The organism is Tropicimonas sp. IMCC6043, assembly GCF_004146235.1.
In the GTDB taxonomy this organism is placed as follows: Bacteria; Pseudomonadota; Alphaproteobacteria; order Rhodobacterales; family Rhodobacteraceae; genus Tropicimonas.
On sequence record NZ_SELO01000018.1, the window covers coordinates 61,849 to 86,689 of the forward strand.

The 24,841-nt window shown below is 66.2% G+C and carries 31 protein-coding genes, 1 tRNA gene and 1 pseudogene; 18 read left to right on the forward strand and 15 right to left on the reverse strand.

Features of this window, described 5'->3' with window-relative positions:
- Positions 1-75: 75 nt before the first annotated feature.
- Positions 76-765: a DUF1045 domain-containing protein gene (locus EU800_RS16025; RefSeq protein ID WP_129634043.1), complete on the reverse strand. Its 690-nt coding sequence runs from the start codon at positions 763-765 to the stop codon at positions 76-78.
- 71 nt (positions 766-836) lie between these two features.
- Here EU800_RS16025 and EU800_RS16030 point away from each other — a divergent pair, with 71 nt between their 5' ends.
- Positions 837-1,976 (forward strand): alpha-D-ribose 1-methylphosphonate 5-triphosphate diphosphatase, encoded by a 1,140-nt coding sequence (locus EU800_RS16030; RefSeq protein ID WP_129634044.1) that lies wholly within the window; start codon positions 837-839, stop codon positions 1,974-1,976.
- Between the two features lie 57 nt (positions 1,977-2,033).
- Here the strand turns inward: EU800_RS16030 and EU800_RS16035 are convergent, their stop codons facing one another.
- Together EU800_RS16035 and EU800_RS16040 are read right to left on the reverse strand one after the other, a co-directional pair.
- Positions 2,034-3,308 carry a hypothetical protein gene (locus EU800_RS16035; RefSeq protein ID WP_242500605.1) on the reverse strand — a complete coding sequence of 425 codons (1,275 nt, stop codon included), beginning with the start codon at positions 3,306-3,308 and terminating at the stop codon, positions 2,034-2,036.
- Positions 3,309-3,473: 165 nt separating this feature from the next.
- Positions 3,474-3,899, reverse strand: a complete 426-nt coding sequence (locus tag EU800_RS16040) for a hypothetical protein (protein WP_242500603.1) — start codon at positions 3,897-3,899, stop codon at positions 3,474-3,476.
- A gap of 339 nt (positions 3,900-4,238) precedes the next feature.
- On the opposite strand from EU800_RS16040, the gene EU800_RS16045 reads away from it, so the two are divergent.
- Both EU800_RS16045 and EU800_RS16050 read left to right on the forward strand, forming a co-directional pair.
- On the forward strand, positions 4,239-5,612 hold the full coding sequence (locus EU800_RS16045; protein ID WP_129634046.1) for a bifunctional enoyl-CoA hydratase/phosphate acetyltransferase: 1,374 nt from the start codon (positions 4,239-4,241) through the stop codon (positions 5,610-5,612).
- A 140-nt stretch (positions 5,613-5,752) separates the two neighbouring features.
- Positions 5,753-6,202: a hypothetical protein gene (locus tag EU800_RS16050; RefSeq protein WP_129634047.1), complete on the forward strand. Its 450-nt coding sequence runs from the start codon at positions 5,753-5,755 to the stop codon at positions 6,200-6,202.
- Positions 6,203-6,217: 15 nt separating this feature from the next.
- On the opposite strand, the gene EU800_RS16055 is transcribed toward EU800_RS16050, so the two are convergent.
- Together EU800_RS16055 and EU800_RS16060 are read right to left on the reverse strand one after the other, a co-directional pair.
- Positions 6,218-6,451, reverse strand: a complete 234-nt coding sequence (locus EU800_RS16055; RefSeq protein WP_129634048.1) for a DUF1150 family protein — start codon at positions 6,449-6,451, stop codon at positions 6,218-6,220.
- A complete protein-coding gene (locus EU800_RS16060) occupies positions 6,441-6,881 on the reverse strand; it encodes an Hsp20 family protein (protein ID WP_129634049.1) in 441 nt (146 codons plus the stop codon). The genes EU800_RS16055 and EU800_RS16060 overlap by 11 nt, the downstream gene beginning before the upstream one ends.
- Before the next feature lie 192 nt (positions 6,882-7,073).
- Here EU800_RS16060 and EU800_RS16065 point away from each other — a divergent pair, with 192 nt between their 5' ends.
- The 4 genes from EU800_RS16065 to EU800_RS16080 all read left to right on the forward strand — a co-directional run bounded on the left by EU800_RS16065 (position 7,074) and on the right by EU800_RS16080 (position 9,207).
- Positions 7,074-7,292, forward strand: a complete 219-nt coding sequence (locus tag EU800_RS16065) for a YdcH family protein (protein ID WP_129634050.1) — start codon at positions 7,074-7,076, stop codon at positions 7,290-7,292.
- 82 nt (positions 7,293-7,374) lie between these two features.
- Positions 7,375-7,860 carry a 5-(carboxyamino)imidazole ribonucleotide mutase gene (gene purE, locus EU800_RS16070; RefSeq protein WP_129634051.1) on the forward strand — a complete coding sequence of 162 codons (486 nt, stop codon included), beginning with the start codon at positions 7,375-7,377 and terminating at the stop codon, positions 7,858-7,860.
- Complete coding sequence (locus EU800_RS16075) at positions 7,857-8,132, forward strand: NAD(P)-binding domain-containing protein (protein ID WP_129634052.1); 276 nt, start codon at positions 7,857-7,859, stop codon at positions 8,130-8,132. Before purE ends, EU800_RS16075 begins: the two co-directional genes overlap by 4 nt.
- A 4-nt stretch (positions 8,133-8,136) precedes the next feature.
- On the forward strand, positions 8,137-9,207 hold the full coding sequence (locus EU800_RS16080; RefSeq protein ID WP_129634053.1) for a 5-(carboxyamino)imidazole ribonucleotide synthase: 1,071 nt from the start codon (positions 8,137-8,139) through the stop codon (positions 9,205-9,207).
- 108 nt (positions 9,208-9,315) lie between these two features.
- Here EU800_RS16080 and EU800_RS16085 read toward each other — a convergent pair whose 3' ends face one another.
- The gene (locus tag EU800_RS16085) at positions 9,316-9,570 is read right to left on the reverse strand and encodes a DUF167 domain-containing protein (RefSeq protein ID WP_129634054.1); all 255 of its coding nucleotides are present in this window, start codon (positions 9,568-9,570) and stop codon (positions 9,316-9,318) included.
- Positions 9,571-9,631: 61 nt separating this feature from the next.
- Between EU800_RS16085 and EU800_RS16090 the strand changes: the two genes are divergently transcribed.
- From EU800_RS16090 to EU800_RS16110, 5 genes are all read left to right on the forward strand, one after another.
- Entirely contained in the window at positions 9,632-10,753 is a 1,122-nt protein-coding gene (locus EU800_RS16090) for a class II histone deacetylase (protein WP_129634055.1), read from the forward strand.
- Between the two features lie 70 nt (positions 10,754-10,823).
- A complete protein-coding gene (locus EU800_RS16095; protein ID WP_129634056.1) occupies positions 10,824-12,221 on the forward strand; it encodes a pyridoxal-dependent decarboxylase in 1,398 nt (465 codons plus the stop codon).
- Between the two features lie 98 nt (positions 12,222-12,319).
- Positions 12,320-12,898 carry a nitroreductase gene (locus EU800_RS16100; protein ID WP_129634057.1) on the forward strand — a complete coding sequence of 193 codons (579 nt, stop codon included), beginning with the start codon at positions 12,320-12,322 and terminating at the stop codon, positions 12,896-12,898.
- Positions 12,899-12,900: 2 nt separating this feature from the next.
- Positions 12,901-13,605 (forward strand): EI24 domain-containing protein, encoded by a 705-nt coding sequence (locus tag EU800_RS16105; protein ID WP_129634058.1) that lies wholly within the window; start codon positions 12,901-12,903, stop codon positions 13,603-13,605.
- A gap of 157 nt (positions 13,606-13,762) precedes the next feature.
- Positions 13,763-14,416: a L,D-transpeptidase gene (locus EU800_RS16110; RefSeq protein WP_129634059.1), complete on the forward strand. Its 654-nt coding sequence runs from the start codon at positions 13,763-13,765 to the stop codon at positions 14,414-14,416.
- A 39-nt stretch (positions 14,417-14,455) separates the two neighbouring features.
- Here the strand turns inward: EU800_RS16110 and EU800_RS16115 are convergent, their stop codons facing one another.
- From EU800_RS16115 to mce, 3 genes are all read right to left on the reverse strand, one after another.
- Complete coding sequence (locus EU800_RS16115; protein ID WP_129634060.1) at positions 14,456-14,755, reverse strand: hypothetical protein; 300 nt, start codon at positions 14,753-14,755, stop codon at positions 14,456-14,458.
- A gap of 217 nt (positions 14,756-14,972) precedes the next feature.
- The gene (locus tag EU800_RS16120; RefSeq protein ID WP_129634061.1) at positions 14,973-15,272 is read right to left on the reverse strand and encodes a DUF1467 family protein; all 300 of its coding nucleotides are present in this window, start codon (positions 15,270-15,272) and stop codon (positions 14,973-14,975) included.
- Complete coding sequence (mce, locus tag EU800_RS16125) at positions 15,273-15,680, reverse strand: methylmalonyl-CoA epimerase (protein ID WP_129634062.1); 408 nt, start codon at positions 15,678-15,680, stop codon at positions 15,273-15,275.
- Positions 15,681-15,827: 147 nt separating this feature from the next.
- Between mce and EU800_RS16130 the strand changes: the two genes are divergently transcribed.
- Positions 15,828-16,547: a response regulator gene (locus EU800_RS16130; RefSeq protein ID WP_129634063.1), complete on the forward strand. Its 720-nt coding sequence runs from the start codon at positions 15,828-15,830 to the stop codon at positions 16,545-16,547.
- 16 nt (positions 16,548-16,563) lie between these two features.
- On the opposite strand, the gene aspS is transcribed toward EU800_RS16130, so the two are convergent.
- The 3 genes from aspS to EU800_RS16145 all read right to left on the reverse strand — a co-directional run bounded on the left by aspS (position 16,564) and on the right by EU800_RS16145 (position 19,819).
- A complete protein-coding gene (aspS, locus tag EU800_RS16135) occupies positions 16,564-18,339 on the reverse strand; it encodes an aspartate--tRNA ligase (protein WP_129634064.1) in 1,776 nt (591 codons plus the stop codon).
- Positions 18,340-18,437: 98 nt separating this feature from the next.
- Positions 18,438-19,229 (reverse strand): SseB family protein, encoded by a 792-nt coding sequence (locus EU800_RS16140; RefSeq protein ID WP_129634065.1) that lies wholly within the window; start codon positions 19,227-19,229, stop codon positions 18,438-18,440.
- Positions 19,226-19,819, reverse strand: a complete 594-nt coding sequence (locus EU800_RS16145) for a uracil-DNA glycosylase family protein (protein ID WP_129634066.1) — start codon at positions 19,817-19,819, stop codon at positions 19,226-19,228. Before EU800_RS16145 ends, EU800_RS16140 begins: the two co-directional genes overlap by 4 nt.
- Positions 19,820-19,904: 85 nt before the next feature.
- Here EU800_RS16145 and EU800_RS16150 point away from each other — a divergent pair, with 85 nt between their 5' ends.
- The 5 genes from EU800_RS16150 to EU800_RS16170 all read left to right on the forward strand — a co-directional run bounded on the left by EU800_RS16150 (position 19,905) and on the right by EU800_RS16170 (position 22,888).
- Entirely contained in the window at positions 19,905-20,249 is a 345-nt protein-coding gene (locus EU800_RS16150; RefSeq protein WP_242500604.1) for a helix-turn-helix transcriptional regulator, read from the forward strand.
- The gene (locus tag EU800_RS16155; RefSeq protein ID WP_129634067.1) at positions 20,242-21,291 is read left to right on the forward strand and encodes a permease; all 1,050 of its coding nucleotides are present in this window, start codon (positions 20,242-20,244) and stop codon (positions 21,289-21,291) included. The genes EU800_RS16150 and EU800_RS16155 overlap by 8 nt, the downstream gene beginning before the upstream one ends.
- A 99-nt stretch (positions 21,292-21,390) precedes the next feature.
- Positions 21,391-21,888: a hypothetical protein gene (locus EU800_RS16160; RefSeq protein ID WP_129634068.1), complete on the forward strand. Its 498-nt coding sequence runs from the start codon at positions 21,391-21,393 to the stop codon at positions 21,886-21,888.
- 11 nt (positions 21,889-21,899) lie between these two features.
- Complete coding sequence (gene kdsA / locus EU800_RS16165; protein WP_129634069.1) at positions 21,900-22,733, forward strand: 3-deoxy-8-phosphooctulonate synthase; 834 nt, start codon at positions 21,900-21,902, stop codon at positions 22,731-22,733.
- A gap of 80 nt (positions 22,734-22,813) precedes the next feature.
- Positions 22,814-22,888: transfer RNA gene (locus EU800_RS16170), tRNA-Gln, on the forward strand.
- A 157-nt stretch (positions 22,889-23,045) separates the two neighbouring features.
- Here EU800_RS16170 and EU800_RS16175 read toward each other — a convergent pair.
- From EU800_RS16175 to EU800_RS16185, 3 genes and pseudogenes are all read right to left on the reverse strand, one after another.
- Entirely contained in the window at positions 23,046-23,426 is a 381-nt protein-coding gene (locus EU800_RS16175; RefSeq protein ID WP_129634070.1) for an HNH endonuclease, read from the reverse strand.
- Complete coding sequence (locus tag EU800_RS16180; protein WP_371685639.1) at positions 23,416-24,366, reverse strand: primase-helicase family protein; 951 nt, start codon at positions 24,364-24,366, stop codon at positions 23,416-23,418. The genes EU800_RS16175 and EU800_RS16180 overlap by 11 nt, the downstream gene beginning before the upstream one ends.
- A 59-nt stretch (positions 24,367-24,425) precedes the next feature.
- Positions 24,426-24,656: pseudogene (locus EU800_RS16185) on the reverse strand (transposase); the annotation flags it as partial.
- Positions 24,657-24,841 lie beyond the last annotated feature (185 nt).

Consider the following 24,841-nt stretch of genomic DNA (forward strand, 5'->3'; position numbering starts at 1 on the left):
CAACGGCCCGCCGGCCCATAATCCGGGAAATACCGGCTCGCCGGAGACCTTCGCGCGGACTCTCCCTTCGCTGCGTCAGCCGGAGAGCGTGTAGCGATGCAGGTGGTGGAACATTCCGTCCTGGCCCTCGCCGAAGAGACAGATTTCCCGGATGCGGAAGGGACGCGGCAGGAGCGGCTCGACCACCGGCTCAAGGCGCGCGGCGATTTCCTGCGCGTCTTCCGCGAGCAGCGGACCCGAGAGCGTGAGATGGAAGCGGAATTCCTCCATCACATACGGGTAGCCCCATTGCTGAAGCAGCACCTCCTGGCGCGGCGTGAGTCCGGGTGCGCGGCGGCGGGCCAGTTCGGCCTCTTCGGGGGCGGCGCGGAAGCCGTCGAGCGTCTCGACAATGCGGGCGGCAAGCAGCGCGAGTTGCACTGTATCGCCCTCGGGCATGAGCGCGAGAAAACTGTCCAGTTGCGACAGGGTCAGCCCGTCCAGCAGCACCGGCGCAAGCGAGGATGCCAGCGCTTCCGTCGCGTTGTGAAGCTCGGCCACGTCGAAGCCGGGCTTCAGCCGGAAGGGCGGCTTCAGCGTCCCGTGAAAGCCGTATTTCCGGGGCGTTCCGGTGATCTCGGCCACCGGCATCGGAAGTCCGGGCAGCACAGGATGGGCCAGCCTGCGGCCCGCGCGCGGATCCCAGCCCAGCCAGGCGGCCCCGAAATCGGCGAGCCGGCCCGGCGGCGGCGCATAGAAAATCGCGTAACGCGTGAAACCATCCATGGCGTGCCTCCTTCGATGCGCCTAGCACAGTGCGCGGCGACGGGCGAGAGCGGAGAGAGGGAGAACCGGCGATGGGCGAGTTGATTCTGGCGAACGCGCAACTGGTCCTGCCGAACGAGGTGATCCTCGGCGCGCTGCGGATCACGGAGGGGCGGATCGTCGGGATTGATCCCGGCCGCGCTGTGCCGGCGGGCGCGGTGGATTGCGAGGGCGACATGGTGATGCCCGGACTCATCGAGCTGCACACCGACAATCTCGAGCGCCATATCCAACCGCGCCCGAAGGTCGACTGGCCGCATGACGCGGCAATCATCGCGCATGACGGCGAGATGGCCAGCGTCGGCATCACCACGGTCTTCGACGCGATGCGGGTCGGCTCGGTGCTCGAAGGCAAGACCGATTACCGTGCCTATGCCCGCCAGCTCGCCAACGAGCTTCTGCACCTTCGGGCGCAGGGCGCGCTCCGGGTCAGCCACTTCCTGCACCTGCGTGCAGAGATCTGCTCGCAGACCCTGGTGCAGGAGATGGCCAGCTTCGGGCCGGGCGACCGGATCGGCATCGTGTCGCTCATGGACCACACGCCCGGTCAGCGGCAGTTCCGCGACATCTCCCGGCTCAAGCAATACGTGCAGGGCAAGCGCGGATTGTCGGACGCGGATTTCGAGGCGCATGTCGAACAGATGAAAGGGCTCCAGGCAAAGCACGGCGCGTTGCACGAGCGGATGGCGGTCGAGGAGGCGCGGCGCTACGGCGCGGTGCTGACGAGCCATGACGACACGCTGGAAGCGCATGTCGAGACCTCGGCCGCCCACGGCGTACGTCTGGCGGAGTTTCCCACCACGCTGGAGGCGGCCGCCGCCTGCCGGGCGCGGGGGATCGCGGTCATGATGGGCGCGCCGAACCTGATCCGCGGCGGCAGCCACTCGGGCAATGTCGCGGCACAGGACCTCGCCGAGGCCGACCTGCTTGACATCGTGAGTTCCGACTACGTCCCCGCGGCGCTGCTCTCGGCGGCGCTGATGCTGGGAGATCTCTGGGGCGATGTCGCGCGTGGGATGCGCAGCGTGACCCAGGCTCCCGCCGACGCGGTCGGACTGGCCGATCGCGGGCGGCTGGAACCCGGCGCGCGGGCCGATGTGATCCGGGTGCATCGGGTGGCCGGCGCCGGCGCATTGCGCGGCGTCTGGGTCGCGGGGCGGCGGGTCGGATAGTAGATCAGCCGGCGTTTTGGCGCTCCGGAAAGACCGGGAGGCGGCGATGACTTCCCGCTACCGGTGCAGCGCCAATCCGTCGATACGCGCCTCGATCCGGTCCAGCATGGCGAGGTAATCGGGGCTTTCGACATCCCCGTAGGTCTGCTCGAACTCGTCGCCGGACATGATCTCGGGGATGCCTCCAAAGGGCACGATGACGTCGTTTTCGCCTTCGATCCGCGCAATCAGGTCCGGCCAATCCTCCGCCGGCGCGGCCATAAGAGTATTCGACATCCGGATCCCGGAGTTGTTGGCGGCCAAGTCGGTGAAATCGAAGCCACCCGACTTCAGCGTATCGTAGAGCTCCTTGAATTCCCCGACCGACACCGCGAATCCGCGGTTGCTCGCGGCCTGCAGCGCGGCGGCTGTCGTGAAATGCCTCCGGCTGTCGATGCGCCCGTTCAGCGTGAGCGCGCTGCAATCCTGCTCCGGCTTGTCGGCGACCGGAGCATCGCCGACAAGACCGCCGACGATCAACGTGAAATCCCGCGCGCCGCAGACGCGCGTCAGCGCGAGAATGGCCGAGGTATAAGCGTTCTGGAGACCTTCGGTGCGGCTTCCTTCGAGCGCGGCTTCGAGCGTGAACACAAGATAAGGCAGGTAGCTTCCCTCGCTCGGAAGCTCTCCCTGATCCATCGCAGCCAGGAGCGAGAGGTAGTAGCGATCGACGTCCTCCGCGCCGGGCAGATCCGAGCCCCGCATGGTTCCGAACAATCCGCGCATGACGCCGTTCTGGCCCATTTCGTTCAGCTCGAGATCGAAGGACACGACGTCGCCGCGAATCTGCATTGCCGTCGCAGCGTCCAGAACGGAATCTCCGAACCCGTCGCCGACAATCAGGTTCGCCCCGATGCGTCCGGCCTCGAGCGCCAGGTCCGGAGAAACGGCATGGCGTCCGATCTGCACGGCGGACAGCGTGAGACGGTCGTCGAATTCCGGAGCGGTGGCAAGCAGGTTCAGCCACTTCGTTCTGCCGGCGAAGGACAGCGGAACGGATGCCGTGCCGTCGATCTCGCCGTCCCGCACGGCCACCCGGCCGCGGAAGCCGGGAACGAACCGCGCTCCCAGGCGTATGACGCTGTTCAACTGGGTCTCGGTTGTCGAAAACGGCTCCGGCACGGGCTGATCGGGTTGAATGGCCGCGCGGACACCGCGCACGAAGGCACGCGTTTCGACAACGTCTTCGGGCACCGGCGGGCCCCCGAATGCGATTGCGGGCTGGTCCTCCAGGAATAGCATGGCGAGCACCGCCACCGAGACGACGAGAACTAGCGTCAGCGTGAGCAACACTCTCAGCAATCTGGCAGCCAACCAAACCAAAATGAAATCCTCAAAAACCGCGACATTCAGGGATACGACCGGCAAGCGAAATCTCTACCTGCCGGACAGGGAGGCTACAGAGCCCGCCCGCGCACTGAAACGCCGCCATTGACCTGACCGGGTCGCGAGCGGCCGTCAGAGGCCGAAACCGACCTCGGTGCGGCTTGTCGGCGCCAGCGCACCGAGACAATCGGGTGCCTCGCCCTTCGCGGCGGTGCATTCTGCGACGCCGTTGACGAGAAGCCTGGAGACATCCTCGCAGGACTGGCCGGCAAGGTCGAACTGCACCACCTTGGTCTTGCCATCGGTCAGGGCGCCGAACTCGAGGATCAGGAGGCGGCTCACGGTGCCCTCGCCATCGAAAACCGCGACTTCGAAGGAGATTGCCTCGAGATCGGCACCCGTGGCGTTCTGCGCCACATAGGTGAGTCGGCAGCCGGCATCGGCAGGTTTCAGGCTGTTCAGTTCCAGTCCGAACCTGGCCTCCTGTGCGATACCGGGCGATGCAGCGAGGCTCGACGCGGCCGCGAGGGCCAGTGCAAAGGCTTTGGGTGAAGTCATCGGGAACGCCCCCTCCTGTCGGCAAGTCTTTCCTCGACATCGTGCTAGCACGCAGGCGGCAGACCGCAAAGCCTCGTTTTCCGGCCGGTTTTCGCGATGTGGCCGCTCCGGGACGTCGCCTTCGGACCGTCCCTCTCCGAAACTGGCTGCGGTCTCCGCCACGCCGCGCTGCGGCATATTCGCCCGCACCGGGTGTCTTCCGCAGCGAAAAGACTATTCTTTCACCACGCCATCGTAGAGATTTCGGCGAAGGGGGGGAGGAACGTATGCCGACGGGACGGTCAACCGGATCTCCCCCGCCGCCTCGTGGTACCCTTGATCCGGTCCTAGGATGGAACCATGAACAGGCTCGTGAACACGCCGTGGGACAAGCTCGAAGTCGGGATGGAAGCGGAACTGCGACGCACCTGCCGTTCCGACGATTTCTATGTCTTCGCCAATACCAGCGGCAACATGAACCCCATGCACCTGCCGCGCGAGGATGGCGACGGCGATGGCGTTCCCGAGGCCGTTGCGCCCTCGATGTGGGTCGGCGCGCTGATTTCGGCGGTGCTCGGCAACAAGCTTCCCGGACCCGGAACGCTCTACAAGTCCCAGAAACTGGAGTTCCTCAACCGCGCCCATGACGGTGACGAGTTGGTGATCAAGGTCCGGGTCACCGCGCTCGCCGCCGACCGCTCGGTCCGCCTGGCGACCCGCGTGGAGAAGCTCGACGGCACAGTGGTCGTCGATGGCGAGGCAGAAGTCTATGCGCCCGAGAAGGGCCAGAGCTTCGAGCTCGACGACATTCCCGGTCTCACAGTGCAGCGCCACGTCCATTTTGACGCGCTGCTCGACAAGGCCGAACCGCTTGAACCGATCCCGACTTCGGTCGTTGCGCCGGAGAACGCCAGTTCGCTCGGTGGCGCGATCCTCGGCTGGAAGCACACGCTGATCACGCCGATCCTGGTGGGCGACGCCGCGCTGATCCAGGAAGCGGCCGAAGAGATCGGCGAGGACATCTCGGGCCTCGAAATCCTGCACGAACCGGACCACGCTGCCGCCGCTGCGAAATCCGTGGCGCTGGTTCACGAGGGGCGCGCGCAGGCGGTGATGAAGGGCCAGTTGCATACCGACGTGCTGCTCGCCCAGATCGTCAAGCGCGACGGCGGCCTGCGCACTGGGCGGCGTCTTAGCCATGTCTTCGTAATGGACGTGCCGGGGCTCAAACACCTGCTGCTGATCTCGGATGCGGCGATCAATATCGCGCCCGATCTCGAGACGAAGGTGGATATCGTGCAGAACGCGGTCGACCTGGCGCATGCGCTCGGAATCGAGGTTCCCAAGGTCGGCGTCCTGTCTGCGGTAGAGCAGGTCAACCCGAAGATCCCTTCGACGCTCGACGCCGCCGCTCTCGCCAAGATGGCCGACCGGGGCCAGATCCGCGGCGCGCTCGTGGACGGCCCGCTTGCGATGGACAATGCCATCGACATCGGCGCGGCGATCACCAAGGGTATCCAGTCGGCGGTGGCAGGCAATGCCGAAATCCTGATCGTGCCGAATCTCGAATCGGGCAACATGCTGGCAAAGGAGCTGACGTTCCTCGCGCATGCCGAGGCGGGCGGGATCGTCCTCGGCGCCAAGGTGCCGGTCATCCTCACCAGCCGCGCCGACGACGACAAGGCGCGACTGGCCTCCTGCGCCGTCGCCGCGCTCTACGCCAATCGCCGCTGAACGGGCGCCGCAGCCCACTTCTCCCAGCCTTCCCGCTTTCGGCAATGACCTTCCTATTGCCTGAAAGCGGGCACCGGACCGGCCATCCTTCCTGATCTACCTGCCCTCTGTTACGAGTTTGCGGTTATGGAGTGGAGCCTTTGGGCAAGGAAAAATCGAGCTTTTGGACGACCGGGATCTGGGTGCTGCTGCGCTATCTCGCGATGCCGGTCATGATTGGTGTTGCCGTCTATGTCTTCGGCGGCCCGACGCAGCGGACCAAGATCAACGGCCGCGCCTACGCAATGGTGCAGCCGCTGCACGAGGCCTATCTCGAACGGACCGGCCAGTCCGAACTCCTTCAAACGCGCGTTCATTTCAGGGATCCCGACCTCGACGGCACCGCCGCTGTGCGGCTTGGCGATCTGCCGGTCGCCGCGAAGGTTCCGGTAGTAAATCTCTCCGACCTGCCCAGGCTCAAAGGGCCGAGCAGGACCAGGCTCCCGGACCTGCCGGAGCCGATCGAGGATACGGTTGTGTTCCTGATGACCAAGCCACTGGCTATCGCGACGTCACCCCGTCCGATTCGGCGCCCCGATCCGGAGAGCTAAGCTCCCCGCGCCTATTCAGTGGACGTTGACCGGCGTCATGTCGTTCTGCCGCGCCAGCGCGAAAGCGAGGCTGCGTCCGCGCACCAAGGCCAGCCGCTGGCCGGTCTCGTCATGCACCGCATAGAGGTCGCCAAGCGGTCCCGCCTGCCGGCGGATCTCGTCGGGCAGTTCGGCCGCCTCGACCGGGCGCACATAAACGATCGGCCGCAGGACAGTCTCGGTCTCGTCGAGCAGAAGCTTATGATCCATGTGGGCCTCCTTTTCCGTCCCGCCGGTTGATCCGGATCGTCTGAACCACCGTCTCGGGCCGAACCTGTTCGAGATCGACATGCAGAAGCCCGTTCTCCGTCGTCGCGCCGGTCACCTCGACGCCGTCGGCCAGCACGAAACTGCGCTGGAATTGCCGTGCAGCGATGCCACGATAGAGGAAGACACGCTCTGCCGTCGCGTCGGACTGACGCCCGCGGATCACCAGCTGGCGATCCTCGACCGTGATCGACAGGTCCGTCTCGGCAAACCCCGCCACCGCGAGGGTGATCCGAAAATGGCGTTCGCCGGACTGCTCGATATTGTACGGCGGATATCCGTCGTTGCCCGCTTTCGCGGTCTGTTCGACGAGGCGTTCGAGCTGCTCGAATCCCAGCAGGAAGGGATGAGAGCCCAGGGCGGTCTTGGTCATCGGGCACGTCCTTTCACGAAGCGACCATGCATAGTTCGGGCCCCGAGTCCGGGCGCCCGCAGTCAAATATGGGTTTGCTCCGCGGCCCATGCAAGCGTCGCGACGTGCCATACTTGAAGGTTTGTCTTGGCTGACGCCGCCCGCAGGATCTATATTCGCTCCGTTGACGACGAGCGTCGAGGCAGGACCCCAATGAACGCACCGACCGAAATGGACCAACTCGAGGTCAAGCGTGTGGAGTTGCAGGTTCTCACTCGCGAACACCGCGACCTCGACGAGGCGATCGCCGCGCTCGAAGCTACCGGAACGGCCGATCCCTTCACCATTCGCCGGCTCAAGAAGCAGAAGCTGCGGCTGAAGGACAAGATCGCGATCCTCGAGGACGAGATCACCCCCGACATCATCGCCTGAGCGGCGCCCGCAAGCGTCCTGCGGCCGTTGCGCTGACCGGCGCGGCTGCTATTGTGCGCATCCGTTCTGCGAGGAGGGTCAGATGCCGCAGCCAAAAGTGGGGATCATCATGGGAAGCCAGTCGGACTGGCCGACCATGAAGGAGGCCGCGACGATCCTCGACGAGCTCCAGGTGCCCTATGAGGCCCGGATCGTCTCAGCCCACCGCACGCCGGACCGGCTCTGGGAATACGGCAAGACCGCCGCCGCGCGTGGGCTCAAGGCCATCATCGCGGGCGCCGGCGGCGCGGCCCACCTGCCCGGCATGATGGCCTCCAAGACCCGAGTGCCGGTTATCGGCGTTCCGGTCCAGACCCGCGCGCTCTCGGGCGTCGATTCGCTCTATTCCATCGTCCAGATGCCCAGGGGTTTCCCGGTCGCCACCATGGCCATCGGCGCGGCCGGCGCAGCCAATGGCGGGCTGATGGCGGCTGCGATCCTCGCCAACGAGGATGCCGCGCTGGCCGAGCGGCTCGACGCCTGGCGCGCGGCGCTCTCGGCCTCGATTCCGGAGGTTCCGGAGGAATGAGCCGGATCGGCTTCATCGGTACCGGTGCCATCGCCACCCCGATGGTGCGCAGCCTTGCCGCCCGAGGCCACGAGATCACCGTGACCCGTCGCAGCGACGCGGTGGCCTCAGCGCTGGCCGCCGAGTTCGGCGTCGCCGTGGCGGAGGCACGCGACGCCCTTGCCACCGAGGGGACATTACGCTTGCAGACGGTCGAGGCCCTTCGTCACGGCGGTGCCGGCGAGGTGCTCTGCGGCGCGCTCGACGCAATCGAGACCCGGCTGAACGGATAGGATCATGACCCAGCTTCCTCCCGGCGCGACGATCGGCATCCTCGGCGGAGGCCAGCTCGGCCGCATGCTCTCGGTCGCCGCCGCGCGTCTCGGCTACCGCTGTCACATCTATGAGCCCGGCGCGGCACCGGCCGCCGATGTCGCCGCCGCGAGCACCCGCGCGCCCTACGAGGACGCCACAGCGCTCGAAGCCTTCGCCCGCGCCGTCGACGTCGTGACCTTCGAATTCGAGAACGTGCCGGCCGAGGCGCTCGACCGTATCGAGGCGCTGCGGCCGCTGCGCCCCAACCACAGGGCGCTGGCCGTGAGTCAGGACCGGCTGACCGAGAAGGATTTCCTGTCCGGGCTCGGGCTGGCGACCGCGCCCTACGCCAATGTCGAAAGCCGCGCCGATCTCGACGCCGCGCTTGCGACCATCGGCCCCCCCGCGATCCTTAAGACGCGGCTGCTCGGCTATGACGGCAAGGGCCAGGTGCGGATCACCGCGGTCGACCAGGCCGAAGAGGCCTTTGCCGCGATGGCCGGTGCACCCGCGCTTCTCGAGGGTTTCGTCGATTTCTCGATGGAGATCTCGGTAATCGCCGCCCGCAGCACCCACGGCGAGGTGGCCTGCTTCGACCCCGGCCGCAACCATCACGAGGGCGGCATCCTGCGCCGCACCGAGGTTCCAGCCCCGATCCCGGCCGCGCTCCGGACCGACGCCGTGCTGCTCGCCGGCCGCATCCTCAACGCGCTGGACTATGTCGGCGTGCTCGGTGTCGAGCTCTTCGTCACGCCGGCTGGTCTGGTGATCAACGAGATCGCACCGCGGGTGCACAATTCCGGCCACTGGACCCAGAATGGCTGTGCCGTTGACCAGTTCGAGCAGCATATCCGCGCCATTGCCGGCTGGCCGCTCGGCGACGGGAGCCGGCATGCCAATGTCACCATGGAGAACCTGATCGGTGAGGACATGGACCGCGTCCCGGACCTCGCCCGCGATCCGGACGTCGCCCTCCATCTCTACGGCAAGGCCGAAACCCGCCCGGGCCGCAAGATGGGCCATGCCAACCGGATTTCGTCGGTCTCGGGCTGACACCTCCGGCGCAGCGCATGGCCCGGTCCGTATTATCGGCCTGCGAGACCTTCCCGGCGCCCGGCCGAAACCGGCCCGGCGCCTCACCAACCCGCATCGGCCTGCCCGTCACTCGACCCGGAACACCTTATCGCGCGACGTCTCGCCCCGGATCAGCGTGAGCGCCGAGGGTGCGATCCCGAGTGCCTTCGCCAGCAGCTTGCGCACCGCCGCATTGGCTTTCCCCCCCTCGGGCGCCACGGTCACGTAGACCCGGATTCCCGCCTCGCCCGCCTCCAGCGCGTTGCGCGACGCCTTCGGCGTGACCCGCACCGCGATCTCCGCTTCCGGCTGCGCCAGTTCGCCCAACTCGCCTTTCCGCATCGCCCCTTCCCGCGACCTCTCAACATTCCTAGGGTAGCAGCGGCACGAGGAGAGGACCACGATGGCGACGGGGTTTTACTGGGACGAGCGCTGCTTCTGGCACGGTGGCGGGAACTACGCGATGACGATGCCGGTGGGCGGGCTGGTCCAGCCGATGCCCGGCGGCCTGCCGGAACACCCCGAGGCCAAGCGGCGGCTGCTCAACCTGATCCGCGTGACTGGCCTCGCGGACCATCTCGACATGCGCGGCGCCGAGCCCGCGAGCGAAGAGGAGTTGCTGCGCGTCCATCCCATCAGCTATCTCCGGGAGTTCCGCCGGGTTTCGGACGAGGGCGGCGGAGAGCTCGGCCTGCGCGCGCCCTTCGGACCCGGCGGCTTCGAGATCGCCGCCCTCTCGGCCGGCCTCGCCCGCGCCGCGCTTTTCGACGTCCTGCGCGGCCGCTTCGAAAATGCCTATGCGCTCTCCCGCCCGCCGGGCCACCATTGCCTGCCGGAAATTCCCAACGGCTTCTGCCTGCTCGCCAATATCGCCATCGCCGTCGAGGCGGCGCTGGCCGAGGGCCTCGCTGGCCGCGTCGCGATCGTCGATTGGGACGTGCATCACGGCAACGGCACCGAGGCCATCTTCTACGACCGCGCCGACGTGCTGACGATCTCGCTGCACCAGGAGCGCAACTACCCGTTCGACACCGGAGACGCCGAAGACCGCGGCGCTGGCGCAGGCCGCGGCGCGAATCTCAACATCCCGCTGCCGCCTGGTACTGGGCACCACGGCTATCTCGCCGCCTTCGACCGGCTGGTGCTACCCGCGCTCGACGCCTTCGAACCGGAGGTGATCGTCGTCGCCTGCGGCTACGACGCCGCCGCCATAGACCCGCTCTCGCGCATGCTGGCCGGCGCCGACACGTTCCGCGCGCTCACCGAACGCGTCCGCGGTGCCGCCGAGACGCTCTGCGACGGGCGGCTCGTTCTTGTTCACGAGGGCGGTTATTCGGAGGCCTATGCACCGTTTTGCGGCCATGCCGTGCTGGAGGCGCTTGCCGACACCCCGGTGACGGCCCCGGACCCGCTCGCGGAGACCGTCATCGCCCGCCAGCCCGGCCCGCGCCACGACCGCATGGTCGACGAGCTCATTGCGGATCTGGAAACCCTCTTTGGCGCCAACCTTTCTGGAGGACCGTAGGCGTTCCCGCCTGAGCGGCGCCCCCCCCCCCGACACGGCTCAATTATCGGCAGGCATCCGGGAGCACATGATGAAGTGGGACGAATTCGAGAGATGGGGCGAGTGGATCTCGCACTGGGCCGCGGAGTATCACCGGACCCTGCGTGACCGCCCTGTGCGTGCCCCGACGGCGCCGGGCGACACCGCGGCCAGGATCGCCCCGGTCCCGCCGGAGGCGGGCGAGGCAATGGAGGCCATCCTCGACGATTTCGAAACCATCGTGATGCCCGGGATGACGCATTGGCAGCACCCGCGCTTCTTCGCCTATTTCCCCGCCAATGCCGCCCCGCCCTCGATGCTGGCCGACATACTGGTGACCACGATCGCTGCGCAATGCATGCTCTGGCAGACCTCGCCGGCCGCGACCGAGCTCGAGCAGGTCATGGTGGACTGGCTGCGGCAGGCCCTGGGCCTTCCCGCGGGATATGCCGGCGTGATCCAGGACAGCGCCTCGTCTGCCACCCTGTCGGCGGTCCTGACGATGCGCGAGCTGGCCATCGGGTTCTCCGGCAACCGCGAGGGCCTGAACGCCAAGGGCAACATGCGGATCTATTGCTCCGATCAGGTGCATTCCTCGATCGATCGGGCCTGCTGGGTCGCCGGGATCGGCCAGCAGAACCTGGTCAAGATCGGGACCACCGGCCCGCGCCACGCGGTGGACGTGGCAGCCCTTCAACGCGCCATCGCGGAGGATCGCGCGGCGGGGCACGTTCCGGCGGGGATCATCGCCATTACCGGCGGAACCGGCATCGGCGCCTCCGACAGGCACGGACCCGTCCTCGAAGTGGCGCGGCGCGAGGGGCTCTACAGCCACCTGGACGCTGCCTGGGCGGGGTCAGCGATGATCTGCCCGGAATTCCGCGACGATTTTTGGGACGGCGTCGCAGGGTTCGACAGCATCGTCCTCAATTCCCACAAGTGGCTGGGGGCGCAGTTCGACTGCTCGGTGCAGTTCCTAAAGGACCCCGCGGCGCAACTGGACACGCTCAAGATCGAGCCCGAATACCTGAAGACGACCGGGGGCGGCGTCACCAACTATTCCGAATGGACAATCCCGCTCGGCCGCAGGTTCCGCGCGCTGAAGATCTGGTTCCTGATCCGCTCTTACGGGCTCGAGGGGCTGCGCGACCGCATCCGCAACCATGTCGCGTGGGCTGGCGAGGTCTGCGAGGCGATCCGCGCACTCGACGGGTTCGAGATCGTCACCGAACCGATCTTGAGCCTGTTCTCCTTCCGCGCCCCGGGTGACGACGCGTGCCAGCAGCGGCTGGTGGACGCACTGAACAATGACGGGCGCATCTACCTGACCCAGGGCACCTTCGGCGGCCGCAAGGTGATCCGCTTCCAGGTGGGCCAGTTCGACACGACCCGCGACGACGTGATGATGGCGGCGGATGTGATCGACGAGGTCTGGAACAGGATCCGGTGATGGACCACCGTCGCCGTGGACCGCGGGTAAGTGCATCTTGGCGCTGGTTCTCGGCCGGGTCCGGCCTTACCTAGGGAGCAAAGCTCGCAGGAGAGAGAATGCCCCGACCGAACCAGACCGTCCTCGATTTCCTTGCCGCCCGCCGCTCGAGGCCGGCAAAGACACTCACCACGCCGGTGCCGGACGCCGCGGCGCTGCGGCCGCTGCTGACCATCGCCGCGCGCACGCCCGATCACAAGAAGCTCGAACCCTGGCGCTTCATCGTGCTGGAGAAGCCTGCGCTCCAGCGCCTTGCGGAAAGGATCCCGGACCGCGCGGCCGCGCTCGGCATCGCCGTTGAACAGGCCGAAAAGACCGTGCGCCAGTTTGCCGACGCCGATCTCGTCGTCGCGGTGATCTCCCGTCCCGTGCCGAATGACGCCGTGCCGGAGATCGAGCAGATCCTCTCCGCCGGCGCGGCCTGCCAGAACCTGCTGACCGCCGCGCTCGCTGCCGGCTGGGGCGCCAACTGGCTGACCAGCTGGGCGGCCTTCGACCGGCCGTTCCTCGAGTCGGGCCTCGGCCTGGCGCCCAATGAATTTGTCGCGGGCTTCCTCCATATCGGCACCGAGACGGCGACACCGCCAGAACGCCCGCGCCCCGATCTCGACGCCATTACCGAATGGGTCCGGACCTGACGATGCTGGGAGATTTCGCCAAGGCCGTCGGACAGCTCTCCGACCGCCGGTTCCTGCGTGTTTTCCTGCTCGGGCTCGGGCTCACAATCGCGCTGCTGGCCGCAGCCACCTGGGCGCTGGTCTGGTTGATCGGCGGCCTGCTGCCGGAGAGTTTCACGCTTTTCGGCCTGTCCGTCGGCGTGCCGGGAGACATCCTCTCCTTTGCCATGATCGGGCTGATGCTCGTCGCCTCCGTCTTTCTCATGGTCCCCGTGGCCTCCGCCTTCACCGGCTTCTTTCTCGACGATATCGCAGAGGCCGTCGAAGCCCGACATTACCCGGATCTGCCGCCGGCCGACCGCGTCCAAATTGGGGAGGCACTCCGGGACTCTGTCAGCTTCCTCGGTGTCATTCTCGTCGTGAACCTGCTGGCGCTGATCCTCTATTTCCTCGTCGGCCCGTTTGCGCCGCTGATGTTCTGGGTGGTCAACGGCTTCCTGCTCGGGCGGGAGTATTTTCAGCTCGTCGCCATGCGCCGGGTCGGGCGCGCCGGTGCCAGGGCCGCGCGGCGCCGCAACATGCCGCAGATCTGGCTCGCCGGCACGCTGATGGCCGCGCCGCTCTCGATTCCGATCGTCAATCTCTTCGTGCCGATCCTCGGGGCAGCGACCTTCACCCACCTCTATCACCGGCTTGAAACACCCGGGATTGCCCGCACTTTGGCTTGATCCGGCGCCGGCCCGGCAGGAGACTGCCTTCTTTCGGCCGGAAAAGGCACACGCATTCGTGAGGGAACAGTCCCACTGTAGACTCGTTTAATAGCTAAACGATATGAGACATGCGAATCGGGAGGTCCGCTTTTCGACCCTCGAAAGGAGACTATTGATGCTGACCAGGCGCCATTTCATCACGACCACGGCCGCGTTGTTCTCGGCCCCGATCGCCGCACCGGCATTCGCCGCCCAGGACCAATGGGCGGCTTGGGACGCCCAGGTGACGCCAGCCAACTACAACCCCTCGGTCTCGAACCCCTGGGGGCTGAACCCGCGCTTCCTTCCCCGCGTTGTCGAGGCGAATCCGGGGCTCGCGCCCGGCGAGATCCATGTCGATGCCGTCGCACGCTACCTCTACCACATTCAGGAGGGCGGCACGGCGATGCGATACGGCGTCGCCATCGGTCGCGGGAACCTCTACGAGCCGGGGACCTATACTGTGGGCCGCAAGGCGAAATGGCCTTCCTGGACGCCGACCGCCCAGATGGTCAAGCGCGAGCCGGAGATCTATGCGAAATTCGCCGACGGCGAACCGGGCGGCCCGCAGAATCCGCTCGGCTCACGCGCCCTCTACCTCTATGTCGGCAACCGCGACACGATGCTGAGGATCCACGGCACGCCGCTCTCGCGCTCCATCGGAAGCCGTGCGAGTTCCGGCTGCGTCCGCATGGTCATGGCCCATATAATCGGCCTCTATGACCAGGTCTCGGTCGGAACGACGGCGCGCCTCTACCCGGCGGACGACTTCATCACCGCGTCGAACTGACGCCGGCGCCCCGCGGCGGCGGCGACCTGTCTGGCGTGATCAGATGCTGGGCGAGAAGGTCTCCGGCGCCCGGGCGCAGATCGGCTGGCCGTTCTTCGCCCGCAGCGGCAAGTAGGTCGTCTCGACCGGTCCCCTGTATTGATACCAGTAGCAGCCGTTTTCCGGCTGAATGATCACCGTGTCCAGGTTCTGGTTCGGCGCGGCATTGGCAATCAGGCCCTCGGGAAGCTCGTCGGCGGACAGCGTCCGCCCTTCCATCCCTTCCGACGGCACTGCCATGTTGCAGGCCCCCAGAAGCAGAGCCATGGTGGTTGCTGCAACGATCCGCGCCGTCTTCATTTCGCACTCTCCATTTTCGGCCGCTGACCCGAACCTTCCCATCGCTTCGCAGCGGTTCAACAGGGCGGGTTTCTGCCTGTATTGCTGGTCCCGATATCTAGAGACCATCGGCCCGGAGAGGCAAGCGCCGCAGGCCGCCGTCGCGTCCGAAAGGCACGGAAGCGCGGCGCTGTGACTTTTTCCCACCTCTGGGAGCGAAGCCGAAGCCGCGCGCCGCTCAGTCCTGCGCCGGCGCGCTCCGCTCGGCACCGGGTCCGAACCTGTCGTAGAGCGAGAAATCCGCGACCGTGATCGTGCCGCTGAGGATCACCCAGCAGGTGATTGCCCAAAGCGGCAAGGCGATGACCGTGACGATCTTCGCCTTGCGTTTCAGCTGCGGGTCGGTCGGCGCGGAGGCCGGCGTTCCCGGAACCACATCCCCCGCTTCGCCCTGTGTGGTCAGCCGGAGAGGCAGCACGATGAAGAGCACCATGAACCAGATCACGGCCAGAAGGACAAGCGCGGAGGTGATGGCCATTCAGCCCACCTGCTCGAGTTCGATCAGGCAGCCGTTGAAATCCTTCGGGTGCAGGAAAAGAACCGGGTTCTTGTGCGCACCGATCTTCGGCTCGCCGTTGCCGAGAACACGCGCGCCCTTCTCCACGAGTTGGTCGCGGGCTGCGAGGATGTCCTCGACCTCGAAGCACATGTGGTGGATGCCGCCGGCCGGGTTCTTGTCGAGGAAACCCTGGATCGGGGATTTCTCGCCCAGCGGGTAGAGCAGCTCGACCTTGGTGTTGGGCAGTTCGATGAAGACCACGGTCACGCCGTGGTCGGGCTCATCCTGCGGTTCGCCGACCTTCGCGCCGAGGGTGCTGCGATACTGCTCTGCAGCTGCTTCGAGATCCGGCACGGCGATGGCGACGTGGTTGAGACGTCCGATCATGATCGACTCCTTTACGAGGGCGTTTCGCGCGCCTTATCGCGCCACGGGGCCGGGGTCCGCAAGCCGGCTGCCTGCGACCCAGCGTCCGTTTACCGTCCATTAGTTAGAATCACCTCTTCTGGACAGAGCCGGAGAAGGGGAAGCACCATGCCCGACGAACTCGCCGCCCGTATGATGGCGCGCAAGCCGACGCCCGAACGTCCGCTCCTGGGCCTGACGATCCTGGTTGTCGAAGACAGCCGGTTTGCCTGTGAGGCCATGCGGCTGCTCTGCCTGCGCAGTGGCGCGCGGATCCGCCGGGCCGATTGCCTGGCTTCGGCGCACAAGCATCTCGCGGTCTACCGCCCGAGCGCGGTGATCGTTGACATGGGCCTGCCGGACGGCAATGGCGCGGAGCTGATCCGCGAACTCGTCGCCTCCGATCAGCGCGCGCCGGTGATCCTGGCGACCAGCGGCGATCCGTCGGTTGCGACCGAGGCGCTTGCGGCCGGTGCGGACGGCTTCCTCGAGAAGCCCATCATCAGCCTCGCCGCCTTTCAGCAGGCTGTGCTGGTCCACCTTCCGGCCGACGCCCGCCCCCGGACCCCGCATGTGGTCAGCGGCGACATCGTCTCGCCGGACCTGTTCGCGCTCAAGGACGATCTCTCCCACATTGCGGAAGTCATCTCGCAGCCGATGGATGACGAGCAGATGGAATATCTCGCGCAGTTCCTCGCCTCCGTCGCCCGCAGCGCCGGCGATCCGGATCTCGACCGGGCCGCGCAGACGCTCCGCCGGGCGGTGCTGGACCGCAAGCCTCCGCGCCGCGCCATCGGCGCGATCAGCGATCTGGTCGAGACCCGGCTGACCGGTACCGGCCCGATCTGACGTCACCAGGGAAAATCTATTCCTGCGGGATCACTCGGAGCGACAGCTCGCGCAACTGCTCGTTGGTGGGTTCGCTTGGCGCCCCCATCATCAGGTCCTCGGCGCGCTGGTTCATCGGGAACAGCATGACCTCGCGGATATTCGCCTCGTCGGCCAGCAGCATGACGATCCGGTCGATCCCCGCGGCGCAACCACCGTGCGGCGGCGCACCATATTTGAAGGCGTTGACCATGCCGCCGAAGCGCTTGATCACCTCCTCCTTCGGATAACCCGCGATCTCGAACGCCTTGAACATGATCTCTGGGCGGTGGTTCCGGATCGCGCCCGACAGAATCTCGTAGCCGTTGCAGGAGCAGTCATACTGGTAACCCAGCACCTCCAGCGGGTCGCCCTCGAGCGCCTCAAGCCCGCCCTGCGGCATCGAGAACGGGTTGTGCTCGAAATCGATCTCGCCGGTCTCCTCGTCCTTCTCGTAGATCGGGAAGTCGACGACCCAGCAGAAGGCGAAGCGATCCGTGTCCGTGAGCCCGAGTTCGGCGCCGATCACGTCGCGGGCCTTGCCGGCCACGCGCTGGAACGCCTGCGGCTTGCCGCCCAGGAAAAAGGCGGCATCGCCCTTGCCGAGGCCGAGCTGCTGTCGGATCGCCTCGGTGCGCTCTGGACCGATGTTCTTGGCAAGCGGACCAGCGGCCTCCATGCCGTCCTCGCCGTCGCGCCAGAAGATATACCCCATCCCCGGCAGGCCCTCGGCCTGCGCGAACTTGTTCATCCGGTCGCAGAACTTGCGGCTGCCGCCCGTGGGGGCGGGGATGGCGCGGATCTGGGTGCCCTCCTGCTCCAGCAGCTTGGCGAAGATCGCGAAGCCCGAGCCGCGGAAATGCTCCGAGACGTCCTGCATCTTGATCGGGTTCCTCAGGTCCGGCTTGTCGGTTCCGTACCAGAGCGCGGCGTCACGATAGGAGATCTGCGGCCAGTGCTTGTCGACCTTCGCCCCCTTGCCGAACTCCTCGAACACGCCCTCCAGCACCGGCTGGATCGTGTCGAAGACGTCCTGCTGGGTGGCAAAGGACATCTCCATGTCGAGCTGGTAGAAATCGGTCGGCGAGCGGTCTGCGCGCGGGTCCTCGTCGCGGAAACAGGGCGCGATCTGGAAGTAGCGGTCGAAGCCCGCGACCATCATCAGTTGCTTGAACTGCTGCGGGGCCTGCGGCAGGGCGTAGAACTTGCCCGGATGCAGGCGCGACGGCACGAGAAAGTCGCGCGCGCCTTCGGGCGAGGAGGCGGTGATGATCGGCGTCTGGTATTCGCGGAATCCCTGGTCCCACATGCGCCGGCGCATCGAAGCGACGACGTCGGAGCGCAGCTTCATGTTCTCCTGCATCGCATCGCGGCGCAGGTCGAGGAAGCGGTAGCGCAGGCGGGTTTCCTCCGGGTATTCCTGATCGCCGAAGACCTGTAGCGGCAGTTCCTCGGCGGCGCCCAGCACCTCCAAATCACGGACATAGACCTCGATCTCACCCGTCGGCAGCTTGGGGTTGATGAGGCTCTCGTCCCGCGCCTTCACCTCGCCGTCGATGCGGATGCAGTATTCCGAGCGCAGCTTCTCGACCGCGGTGAAGACCGGGCTGTCGGGGTCGCAGATGAGCTGGGTGATCCCGTAATGGTCGCGCAGATCGATGAACAGCACGCCGCCATGGTCGCGGATCCGGTGGACCCAGCCGGCGAGGCGGATCGTGTCGCCCACGTTGTCGCGGGTGAGAGCGGCGCAGGTCGTGCTGCGATAGGCGTGCATATCGGGGCCCTTTCGGCGGATGCGATAGTCCGCGCCGATACACCGCCTGCGGACGGGGATGTCAAGCGGGGTGGCGGCCGTGCGTGCTCGATGCGCTATTACCGCAGGATCGGCGGGTCATCCGGGTCCATCCCCGGCGCTTTGATTTCGGTGATCTCCTCGCGCGGCGGCTCCGGGAGTTCGAAGCGCAGGCCAACACGGGCGAGCCGCGCCGCGATCGGATCGCTGGCGGCGAAGAAGGCCACGTCCATCTCGCCCGCTTCGAGCCCCGAGAATGTCAATGCCTCGCCGGCGGCCGCGGCAAGGGCGCGCTCTGCACCTGGGGCGGCGTCGATAAAGGCGAGGAGGTGGCTCCGCCGGCCGCCCGCATAGCGCACGCCCGCTAGGTAGACGAGCCGCGCCAGACCTGCGGCGGTGGCGAGCTTGGTATCGAGTCCGGTCAGCAGCCGTTCGGGCAGATCGCCCGGAGCGCTCAGTTCCTCGGGGCGCTCCTCGGTCTCCTCGGGGCGGTGGTCCAGCGTGCCCGCCAGCCAGTCGACAGCCTCGGCGGGCAGAACGATCTCGGACACGGCGCCGAGATTGACGCCAAGGCCGATCCCCTGTCCAGCGAGGAGCTTGACCACCTGGCGCCCGGAGAGGCCGGCATAGGGAGCGGGCCTGCCCAGGAAATCGCCGAGCCGCGCCTCGCGGTCGAAGACCAGCACAACCTGTCCGCCCTCGAGCGGGAAAAGCTGCGCCTCGATGCTCTTACCGTCAGAGTCCCGCTCCAGAAGCAGGAACAGCTCGCAATCGGCCAGCCGCTCATAGAACCGAAGCCGCGCCGCGCCGTCCTCGGGCGCGGCCGCCATTGCCGCGTGGGCCGCGTCCAGCGCGGTCGTCTCGTCGCTCATCCCATCACCTCTTTCACCCGCCTGCGCAGCGCCGGGAGCAGTTCGGCCGCGAACCAGGGGTTGCGTTTCAGCCACGCCGTATTGCGCCAGGACGGGTGGGGCAAGGGGAAGACGGCGGGCGCTGTGTCGCGCCAGGCGGCGACGGTGCGGGTCACGCCGCCCGCGGCGGCCCGGCCGAGATGGTATTTCTGGGCGTGGCCGCCGACCAGGATCGTCAGGCGAAAGGGTCCGGCATGTTCGAGCGCCGCCGCACGCCAGGTTTCGGCGCAGAGCCTCGGCGGTGGCAGGTCCGCCCCCTTCGAGTAGCCCGGAAAGCAGAAGGCCATCGGGATGATCGCAACGCGGCTACGGTCGTAGAAGGTATCCCGGTCGAGCCCGAGCCAGTCCCTGAGCCGGTCGCCCGAGGGATCGTGGAACGGGATGCCGGCAGCGTGAACCCGCGCGCCGGGCGCTTGCCCGGCGATCAGGAGCCGCGCGCCGGGGCGGAACCAGACCACCGGCCGAGGGGCGTGCGCCGTCTCTGTCGCGGCGAATCTGTTGGCGCAGAGACGGCAGGCCGCGATGCGGTTGGTGAGGTCCTCCGGTGGAATCGTCGCAGCTCCTTGTTCTCAAGCCATTTCAAAACAATAAAAAAATATTATTGCGAAATTTCTAGAAATATCGAATCATATTGTCATGAACACTCAAACCCCCTGCCCCATGCCGCTCGAGAATGCGGCCTCCACATTCGCCGCGCTTGGCTCCGAGCAGCGGCTTACCGTGCTCCGCACGCTGGTGCGCGCGGGTGATGCCGGGCTCTCCATCGGCGAGCTCGGCGCACGCGCCGGCGTCAGCGGCTCGACGCTGACCCATCATGTCCGGATCCTGTCGCAGGCGGGCCTTTTGCGCCAGACCAAGAGAGGGCGCAGCGTGATCTGCGCCGCTCCGGATTTCGACGAGATCCAGGCGCTCTGCGACTTCCTGCTCTCCGAATGCTGCGCCGACTGCGCAGCCCGGATCGAAAGCCCGGCCCATGAGTGATACCACCCAAACCCCGCAAAGGCCGCCGGACCTCTGGCGCAGGATAGACAAGGTGTGGCTGTTCATCGCCCTCCTGCCGCTCGCTGTTGTCGTTATCGATCCGCCTCAGGCGCTGCCAGTCCTCACATTCGGCCTCGCCGCGCTCGGCCATACAGCGCCCTTTATCATCTTTGCCGTGCTCGCCGTGGCGCTCATGAAGGCGACTGGCGCGGAATCCCTGCTGGCCCGCGCCTTCGAGGGAAACGAGATCCGCATGATCTTCCTCGCCGCCGCCGCCGGTGGGCTATCGCCCTTCTGCTCCTGCGAGGTCATCCCTTTCATCGCCGCAATGCTTGCCCTCGGCGCGCCGCTCTCGGCGGTGATGGCCTTCTGGCTCGCGTCGCCGCTGATGGATCCGGCGATGTTCCTCATTACCTCCGGCACGCTCGGATGGGATTTCGCCGTAGCCAAGACCGTCGCAGCCGTCGGGCTCGGCCTCTTCGGTGGTTTCGGCGTGTGGGCGTTCTCGCAGAGCCCGGTCTTCATCGACCCGCTACGCAAGCGGACGCCCTCCGGCGGCTGCGGGTCCGGCTGCGGCTGCGGGACGCGGGCGCCGTTTTCGGGCACGCCGGTCTGGAGGTTCTGGCCCGATCCGGAGCGCCGTGAAGCCTTCCGGGAGTCGATACGCGAGAACGGCCCTTTCCTCCTCAAATGGCTGTTGCTGGCCTATCTGATCGAGGCGCTGATGCTGGAATACGTCCCCGCCGAGGCGATCGCCGGCCTGCTCGGCGGCGAAGGTCTGCAGCCGATCCTGCTCGGCGCCCTCGTCGGAGCGCCGGCCTATCTCAACGGCTATGCCGCTGTGCCGCTGATCGACGCGCTGCTGAAGCAGGGCATGGCGGACGGCGCCGCGATGTCCTTCGCGCTGGCCGGTGGCGTGAGTTGCATCCCCGCGGCGGTGGCGGTCTGGGCGCTGGTCAAGCCGCGGGTCTTCGCCGGCTATCTCGGCTTCGCCATGTTCGGCGCGCTGGCGGCCGGCCTCGCCTGGGGCGCGATCGCCTGAGCGGGACGGCGTTGCCGGACGTGGGACGACGCAGTCCAGCGCCTCCCCGCCAACGCCGGCAACGAGAACACCTACCGGCACTACAAAAGCAACGTGACGGTGGGCTACGATCCTTCCCAAGGCATCCTGAAGAGGGAGATCGTGGATGCCGACCCTGAGGTCAGCCAGGAGGTCTCGGAAGCGCTGTTCCGCTATGCCGGGGAGTTGGTGGATAACCTGATGGATCGGATCCGCGGTGTGGAGGGAAACATCGCCCGACTGCAGAGGCTGATCGCCCAGCTCCGCGCCTCGATGAGCGAGAGCAACAACGGCGAAGTTTCGCCGGCGCCAATCTCCCGCCAGTTCCGGATCGCAGAAGAAGAGCTGGCGACCCGTCAATTGCTGTTGCAGCAGGCCGCCCGGCAACTCGAACTGGTACGGATCGAGGCGAACCGGCAGGTGCGTTACATGGCCATCGGGGTGCGCCCGGTGGCGCCCGACGAGCCGACCTATCCGCGCGCCTTCGGGAACACGCTGCTGGCATTCCTGATCTTTGCAGGTATCTATCTCATGATCTCGCAGACCGCTTCGGTGCTACGCGAACAGATAACGTCCTGACGGAGGCCCCCATGATCGACGTGACCGTCGGCAACCTGACGATCGGCAACGACCGTCCGCTCACCCTGATCGCCGGACCCTGCCAGCTTCAGACGCGCAACCATGCGCTGATGATCGCGTCGACGCTGGCGGCGGCCTGCGACGAGGCCGGGCTCGGCTTCGTCTTCAAGGCGTCCTTCGACAAGGCGAACCGGACGTCGCTCGAAGGCCGCCGCGGCCCCGGCATCGAGGCCGGGCTCGAGATGCTCGCGGAGGTGCGCTCCCGCACCGGCTGCCCGGTGCTGACCGATGTCCATGCCCCCGAGCAGTGCGCGCAAGCCGCCGAGGCCGTCGACATCCTGCAGATCCCCGCCTTCCTCTGCCGCCAGACCGACTTGCTGCTCGCCGCCGGCGAGACCGGCGCGGCGATTAACGTCAAGAAAGGTCAGTTCCTTGCCCCCTGGGACATGGAGCACGTGGCGGAAAAGATCGCCTCGACCGGCAATCGCCGCATTCTCCTGACCGAGCGCGGCAGCTCCTTCGGCTACAACGCGCTTGTGGCCGACATGCGCAGCCTGCCGCAGATGATGTCGACCGGGTACCCTGTGGTTATGGACGCCACCCATGCCGTCCAGCAGCCCGGCGGCCTGGGTGGCGCCAGCGGCGGACAGCGTGAATTCGCCCCGGTGATGGCGCGCGCTGCAACCGCTCTCGGCGTTGCCGCGGTCTTCATCGAAACCCACGAGGCCCCCGAAACCGCGCCCTCGGACGGTCCGAACATGATTCCGTTGGACGAGATGCCCGAGTTGCTCGGCGTTCTCGCATCGATCGACCGGATCGCGAAGGCCAGCCCCGTGCGCCTCTGACCGGCGTTTCCCGGAGCCCGGAAATTTTTGCAGGAGGGCTTGCGGCGACCACCGGCAGCAAGTAAGAACCGCTCCGCTGCTGGGGTGTAGCCAAGTGGTAAGGCAGCGGTTTTTGGTACCGTGTATCGTAGGTTCGAATCCTACCACCCCAGCCAGTAGATCCAGCGACAAGAGGTCAAGACCACCGGGAGCACCGGAGAGGCAGAAAGTGCCCCGGAAGATGCCCCGACACCCGCGACACCCGTTTACAGTGGAACGGGCACGACGGGTGCCGAGGTTTAGGCAGTCTGGCGAGGTATAGCCACCGCCCCGTCAGAGTAGCCCGTAGTCCACCCCGTTCGCCCGGAAGCCCACATCGTCCCAGTGGTTCTCCCGCCGGTCCCCCAGCTGCATGTGGTCGGGGTTGATACATCGTCGGTTATTGCACCGGTGACGGATCACCTCAGCGCTGTTGGCGGCGTAGTGGTTGAACAAGCAGAAGATGAACCGATACACCCGTTCCTGACGACCCAGAAACCGAAACTTCTGCGGACCGACCGTCTGAGTGACGTAGCAGCCGTTCTCATCCACGGTGGCCTCGTCCAGCAGTGAGTTGGCCCTCGCAAGGGCCTCCTCGTAGTTGTTTTGCAGAACGTCCTCGAACCATGCTCTGCCATCGTCACGGAGCTCGATATACGGACGATCAGTCTGCATCGATGAACTCCACGTCGATGCTGGAAGTGCTTCCAGGCATGGCCCCGATCTTCGCCTTGTAGCCCTCTGGACCGTGAACGTGACCACGATCGACCCAGTAGTCGGGGTGGACCCAGATCGCCCGAGCAAAGTCCTTCCCGTCCCACTTGACCTTCTCATTCCGCCATCGAAGCTCAGACATCAGGTGGCGTAGCTGGTTTGCGTTTCCTCCGAGGTCCCGCTTGATGAACTCGATCAGGTCTTCCTGAGGAACGGCGAACTGCTTGATTTCGGCAAGGTGCTCCTCAAGCTGCTCCAAGACCACCTGCCGGGACGAATTCTGGATCCGCATCATGATCGGGTTCGACGCCGTGGCGAGGTTCAGACTCGTGGCGTCGAAGTCTCCTGCTTGCCGGCGATCCATGAGCCGGTGATAGAGAGCGGCTAGACTTTCTTCGTCCTCCATATGGTTACGAACCCGACCGACCAACTCCTGGAACTCCTTCGCTCGGGGGCCAGAGGCGTGGCCATCATGATCCACGTCGATGACATAGTAACGACGGTCGTCAGCCTCGATCCAGAGAGGGAGGTGGTTAGAGGTGAACAGGAAACAGCAGCATTGCCGAACTTGCTGCACCTCCCGCCCCTTGGCTTCTGAGGTGGTGACTGCCTCAGTAATGTAGGTCTTCAGCGTGTTCCCTTGCGACGAGTCCGGCTTGAGCTTCAGTTCCTCCGAGATGATCAGCTTGCTAAGCAGCATCGTAGAGTTGAACTTTCCGGTGAGCTTCTCGACGCTGTTCTGGGTTTTTGAGTTTGCCTGCCCGAACAAGTGGCTGACCAGCTGGCATAGGGTGCTTTTCCCGGTTCCCTTCCTCCGAGAATAAAGAAATGGAGCCCACACCGGTTTGCCAGCCTCGTTCTGAAGGCACCACGAAAGCCAGTCCTTAGGGTCAGGACTCACTTAGGCAGCCAGAGGATGACGATGGCTGCGATGCAGATGGCCGACAGGAACAGGTCTCTCGGGTCGCTCAGCGCATACCACTGCTGCAGGAAATAGACCCGCAGCATCGTCTCCAATGGCATCGGCGGACGCCCGCCCTTCGGCCTAGCCTTGGGATAGTGCGGTTCTATCAGCGCCAGAAGCCGACGCCACGGCACCACTGCGTCCATCTCCGTTAGGAACTGCTCACGCCGCGTGCGCTTCTTCTTCATCGCCTGCGTCATGCTCGGGAAGGCGGGCTGTTTCGGCATCGTCGGCGCTCCTCTCGCGGATACACAGACCCTATCAGATCACGCCCAGAGGCGAAGGTTCTTCAGACTTTCCTTAGACGATACCGGATTGCTGCCCATCTTTCTGGGCAAGTCGCGGCATGAGGCGAGCAGAGTGCATGAGACCTGCGCGCCGACGATGATCGACGGCTATTCCCGCATGGACG

What these genes read in the sequence shown, in the direction of transcription:
- EU800_RS16055 (WP_129634048.1), bottom strand. Translation starts at nt 6,451, where the DNA reads ATGGATCATAAGCTTCTGCTCGACGAGACCGAGACTGTCCTGCGGCCG.
- EU800_RS16025 (WP_129634043.1), bottom strand. Translation starts at nt 765, where the DNA reads ATGGATGGTTTCACGCGTTACGCGATTTTCTATGCGCCGCCGCCGGGC.
- EU800_RS16060 (WP_129634049.1), bottom strand. Translation starts at nt 6,881, where the DNA reads ATGACCAAGACCGCCCTGGGCTCTCATCCCTTCCTGCTGGGATTCGAG.
- aspS (WP_129634064.1), bottom strand. Translation starts at nt 18,339, where the DNA reads ATGCACGCCTATCGCAGCACGACCTGCGCCGCTCTCACCCGCGACAAC.
- purE (WP_129634051.1), top strand. Translation starts at nt 7,375, where the DNA reads ATGCCGCAGCCAAAAGTGGGGATCATCATGGGAAGCCAGTCGGACTGG.
- EU800_RS16150 (WP_242500604.1), top strand. Translation starts at nt 19,905, where the DNA reads ATGAACACTCAAACCCCCTGCCCCATGCCGCTCGAGAATGCGGCCTCC.
- EU800_RS16130 (WP_129634063.1), top strand. Translation starts at nt 15,828, where the DNA reads ATGCCCGACGAACTCGCCGCCCGTATGATGGCGCGCAAGCCGACGCCC.
- mce (WP_129634062.1), bottom strand. Translation starts at nt 15,680, where the DNA reads ATGATCGGACGTCTCAACCACGTCGCCATCGCCGTGCCGGATCTCGAA.
- EU800_RS16120 (WP_129634061.1), bottom strand. Translation starts at nt 15,272, where the DNA reads ATGGCCATCACCTCCGCGCTTGTCCTTCTGGCCGTGATCTGGTTCATG.
- EU800_RS16075 (WP_129634052.1), top strand. Translation starts at nt 7,857, where the DNA reads ATGAGCCGGATCGGCTTCATCGGTACCGGTGCCATCGCCACCCCGATG.
- EU800_RS16105 (WP_129634058.1), top strand. Translation starts at nt 12,901, where the DNA reads ATGCTGGGAGATTTCGCCAAGGCCGTCGGACAGCTCTCCGACCGCCGG.
- EU800_RS16085 (WP_129634054.1), bottom strand. Translation starts at nt 9,570, where the DNA reads ATGCGGAAAGGCGAGTTGGGCGAACTGGCGCAGCCGGAAGCGGAGATC.
- EU800_RS16090 (WP_129634055.1), top strand. Translation starts at nt 9,632, where the DNA reads ATGGCGACGGGGTTTTACTGGGACGAGCGCTGCTTCTGGCACGGTGGC.
- EU800_RS16155 (WP_129634067.1), top strand. Translation starts at nt 20,242, where the DNA reads ATGAGTGATACCACCCAAACCCCGCAAAGGCCGCCGGACCTCTGGCGC.
- EU800_RS16140 (WP_129634065.1), bottom strand. Translation starts at nt 19,229, where the DNA reads ATGAGCGACGAGACGACCGCGCTGGACGCGGCCCACGCGGCAATGGCG.
- EU800_RS16080 (WP_129634053.1), top strand. Translation starts at nt 8,137, where the DNA reads ATGACCCAGCTTCCTCCCGGCGCGACGATCGGCATCCTCGGCGGAGGC.
- EU800_RS16110 (WP_129634059.1), top strand. Translation starts at nt 13,763, where the DNA reads ATGCTGACCAGGCGCCATTTCATCACGACCACGGCCGCGTTGTTCTCG.
- kdsA (WP_129634069.1), top strand. Translation starts at nt 21,900, where the DNA reads ATGATCGACGTGACCGTCGGCAACCTGACGATCGGCAACGACCGTCCG.
- EU800_RS16175 (WP_129634070.1), bottom strand. Translation starts at nt 23,426, where the DNA reads ATGCAGACTGATCGTCCGTATATCGAGCTCCGTGACGATGGCAGAGCA.
- EU800_RS16065 (WP_129634050.1), top strand. Translation starts at nt 7,074, where the DNA reads ATGAACGCACCGACCGAAATGGACCAACTCGAGGTCAAGCGTGTGGAG.
- EU800_RS16045 (WP_129634046.1), top strand. Translation starts at nt 4,239, where the DNA reads ATGAACAGGCTCGTGAACACGCCGTGGGACAAGCTCGAAGTCGGGATG.
- EU800_RS16100 (WP_129634057.1), top strand. Translation starts at nt 12,320, where the DNA reads ATGCCCCGACCGAACCAGACCGTCCTCGATTTCCTTGCCGCCCGCCGC.
- EU800_RS16115 (WP_129634060.1), bottom strand. Translation starts at nt 14,755, where the DNA reads ATGAAGACGGCGCGGATCGTTGCAGCAACCACCATGGCTCTGCTTCTG.
- EU800_RS16040 (WP_242500603.1), bottom strand. Translation starts at nt 3,899, where the DNA reads ATGACTTCACCCAAAGCCTTTGCACTGGCCCTCGCGGCCGCGTCGAGC.
- EU800_RS16030 (WP_129634044.1), top strand. Translation starts at nt 837, where the DNA reads ATGGGCGAGTTGATTCTGGCGAACGCGCAACTGGTCCTGCCGAACGAG.
- EU800_RS16095 (WP_129634056.1), top strand. Translation starts at nt 10,824, where the DNA reads ATGAAGTGGGACGAATTCGAGAGATGGGGCGAGTGGATCTCGCACTGG.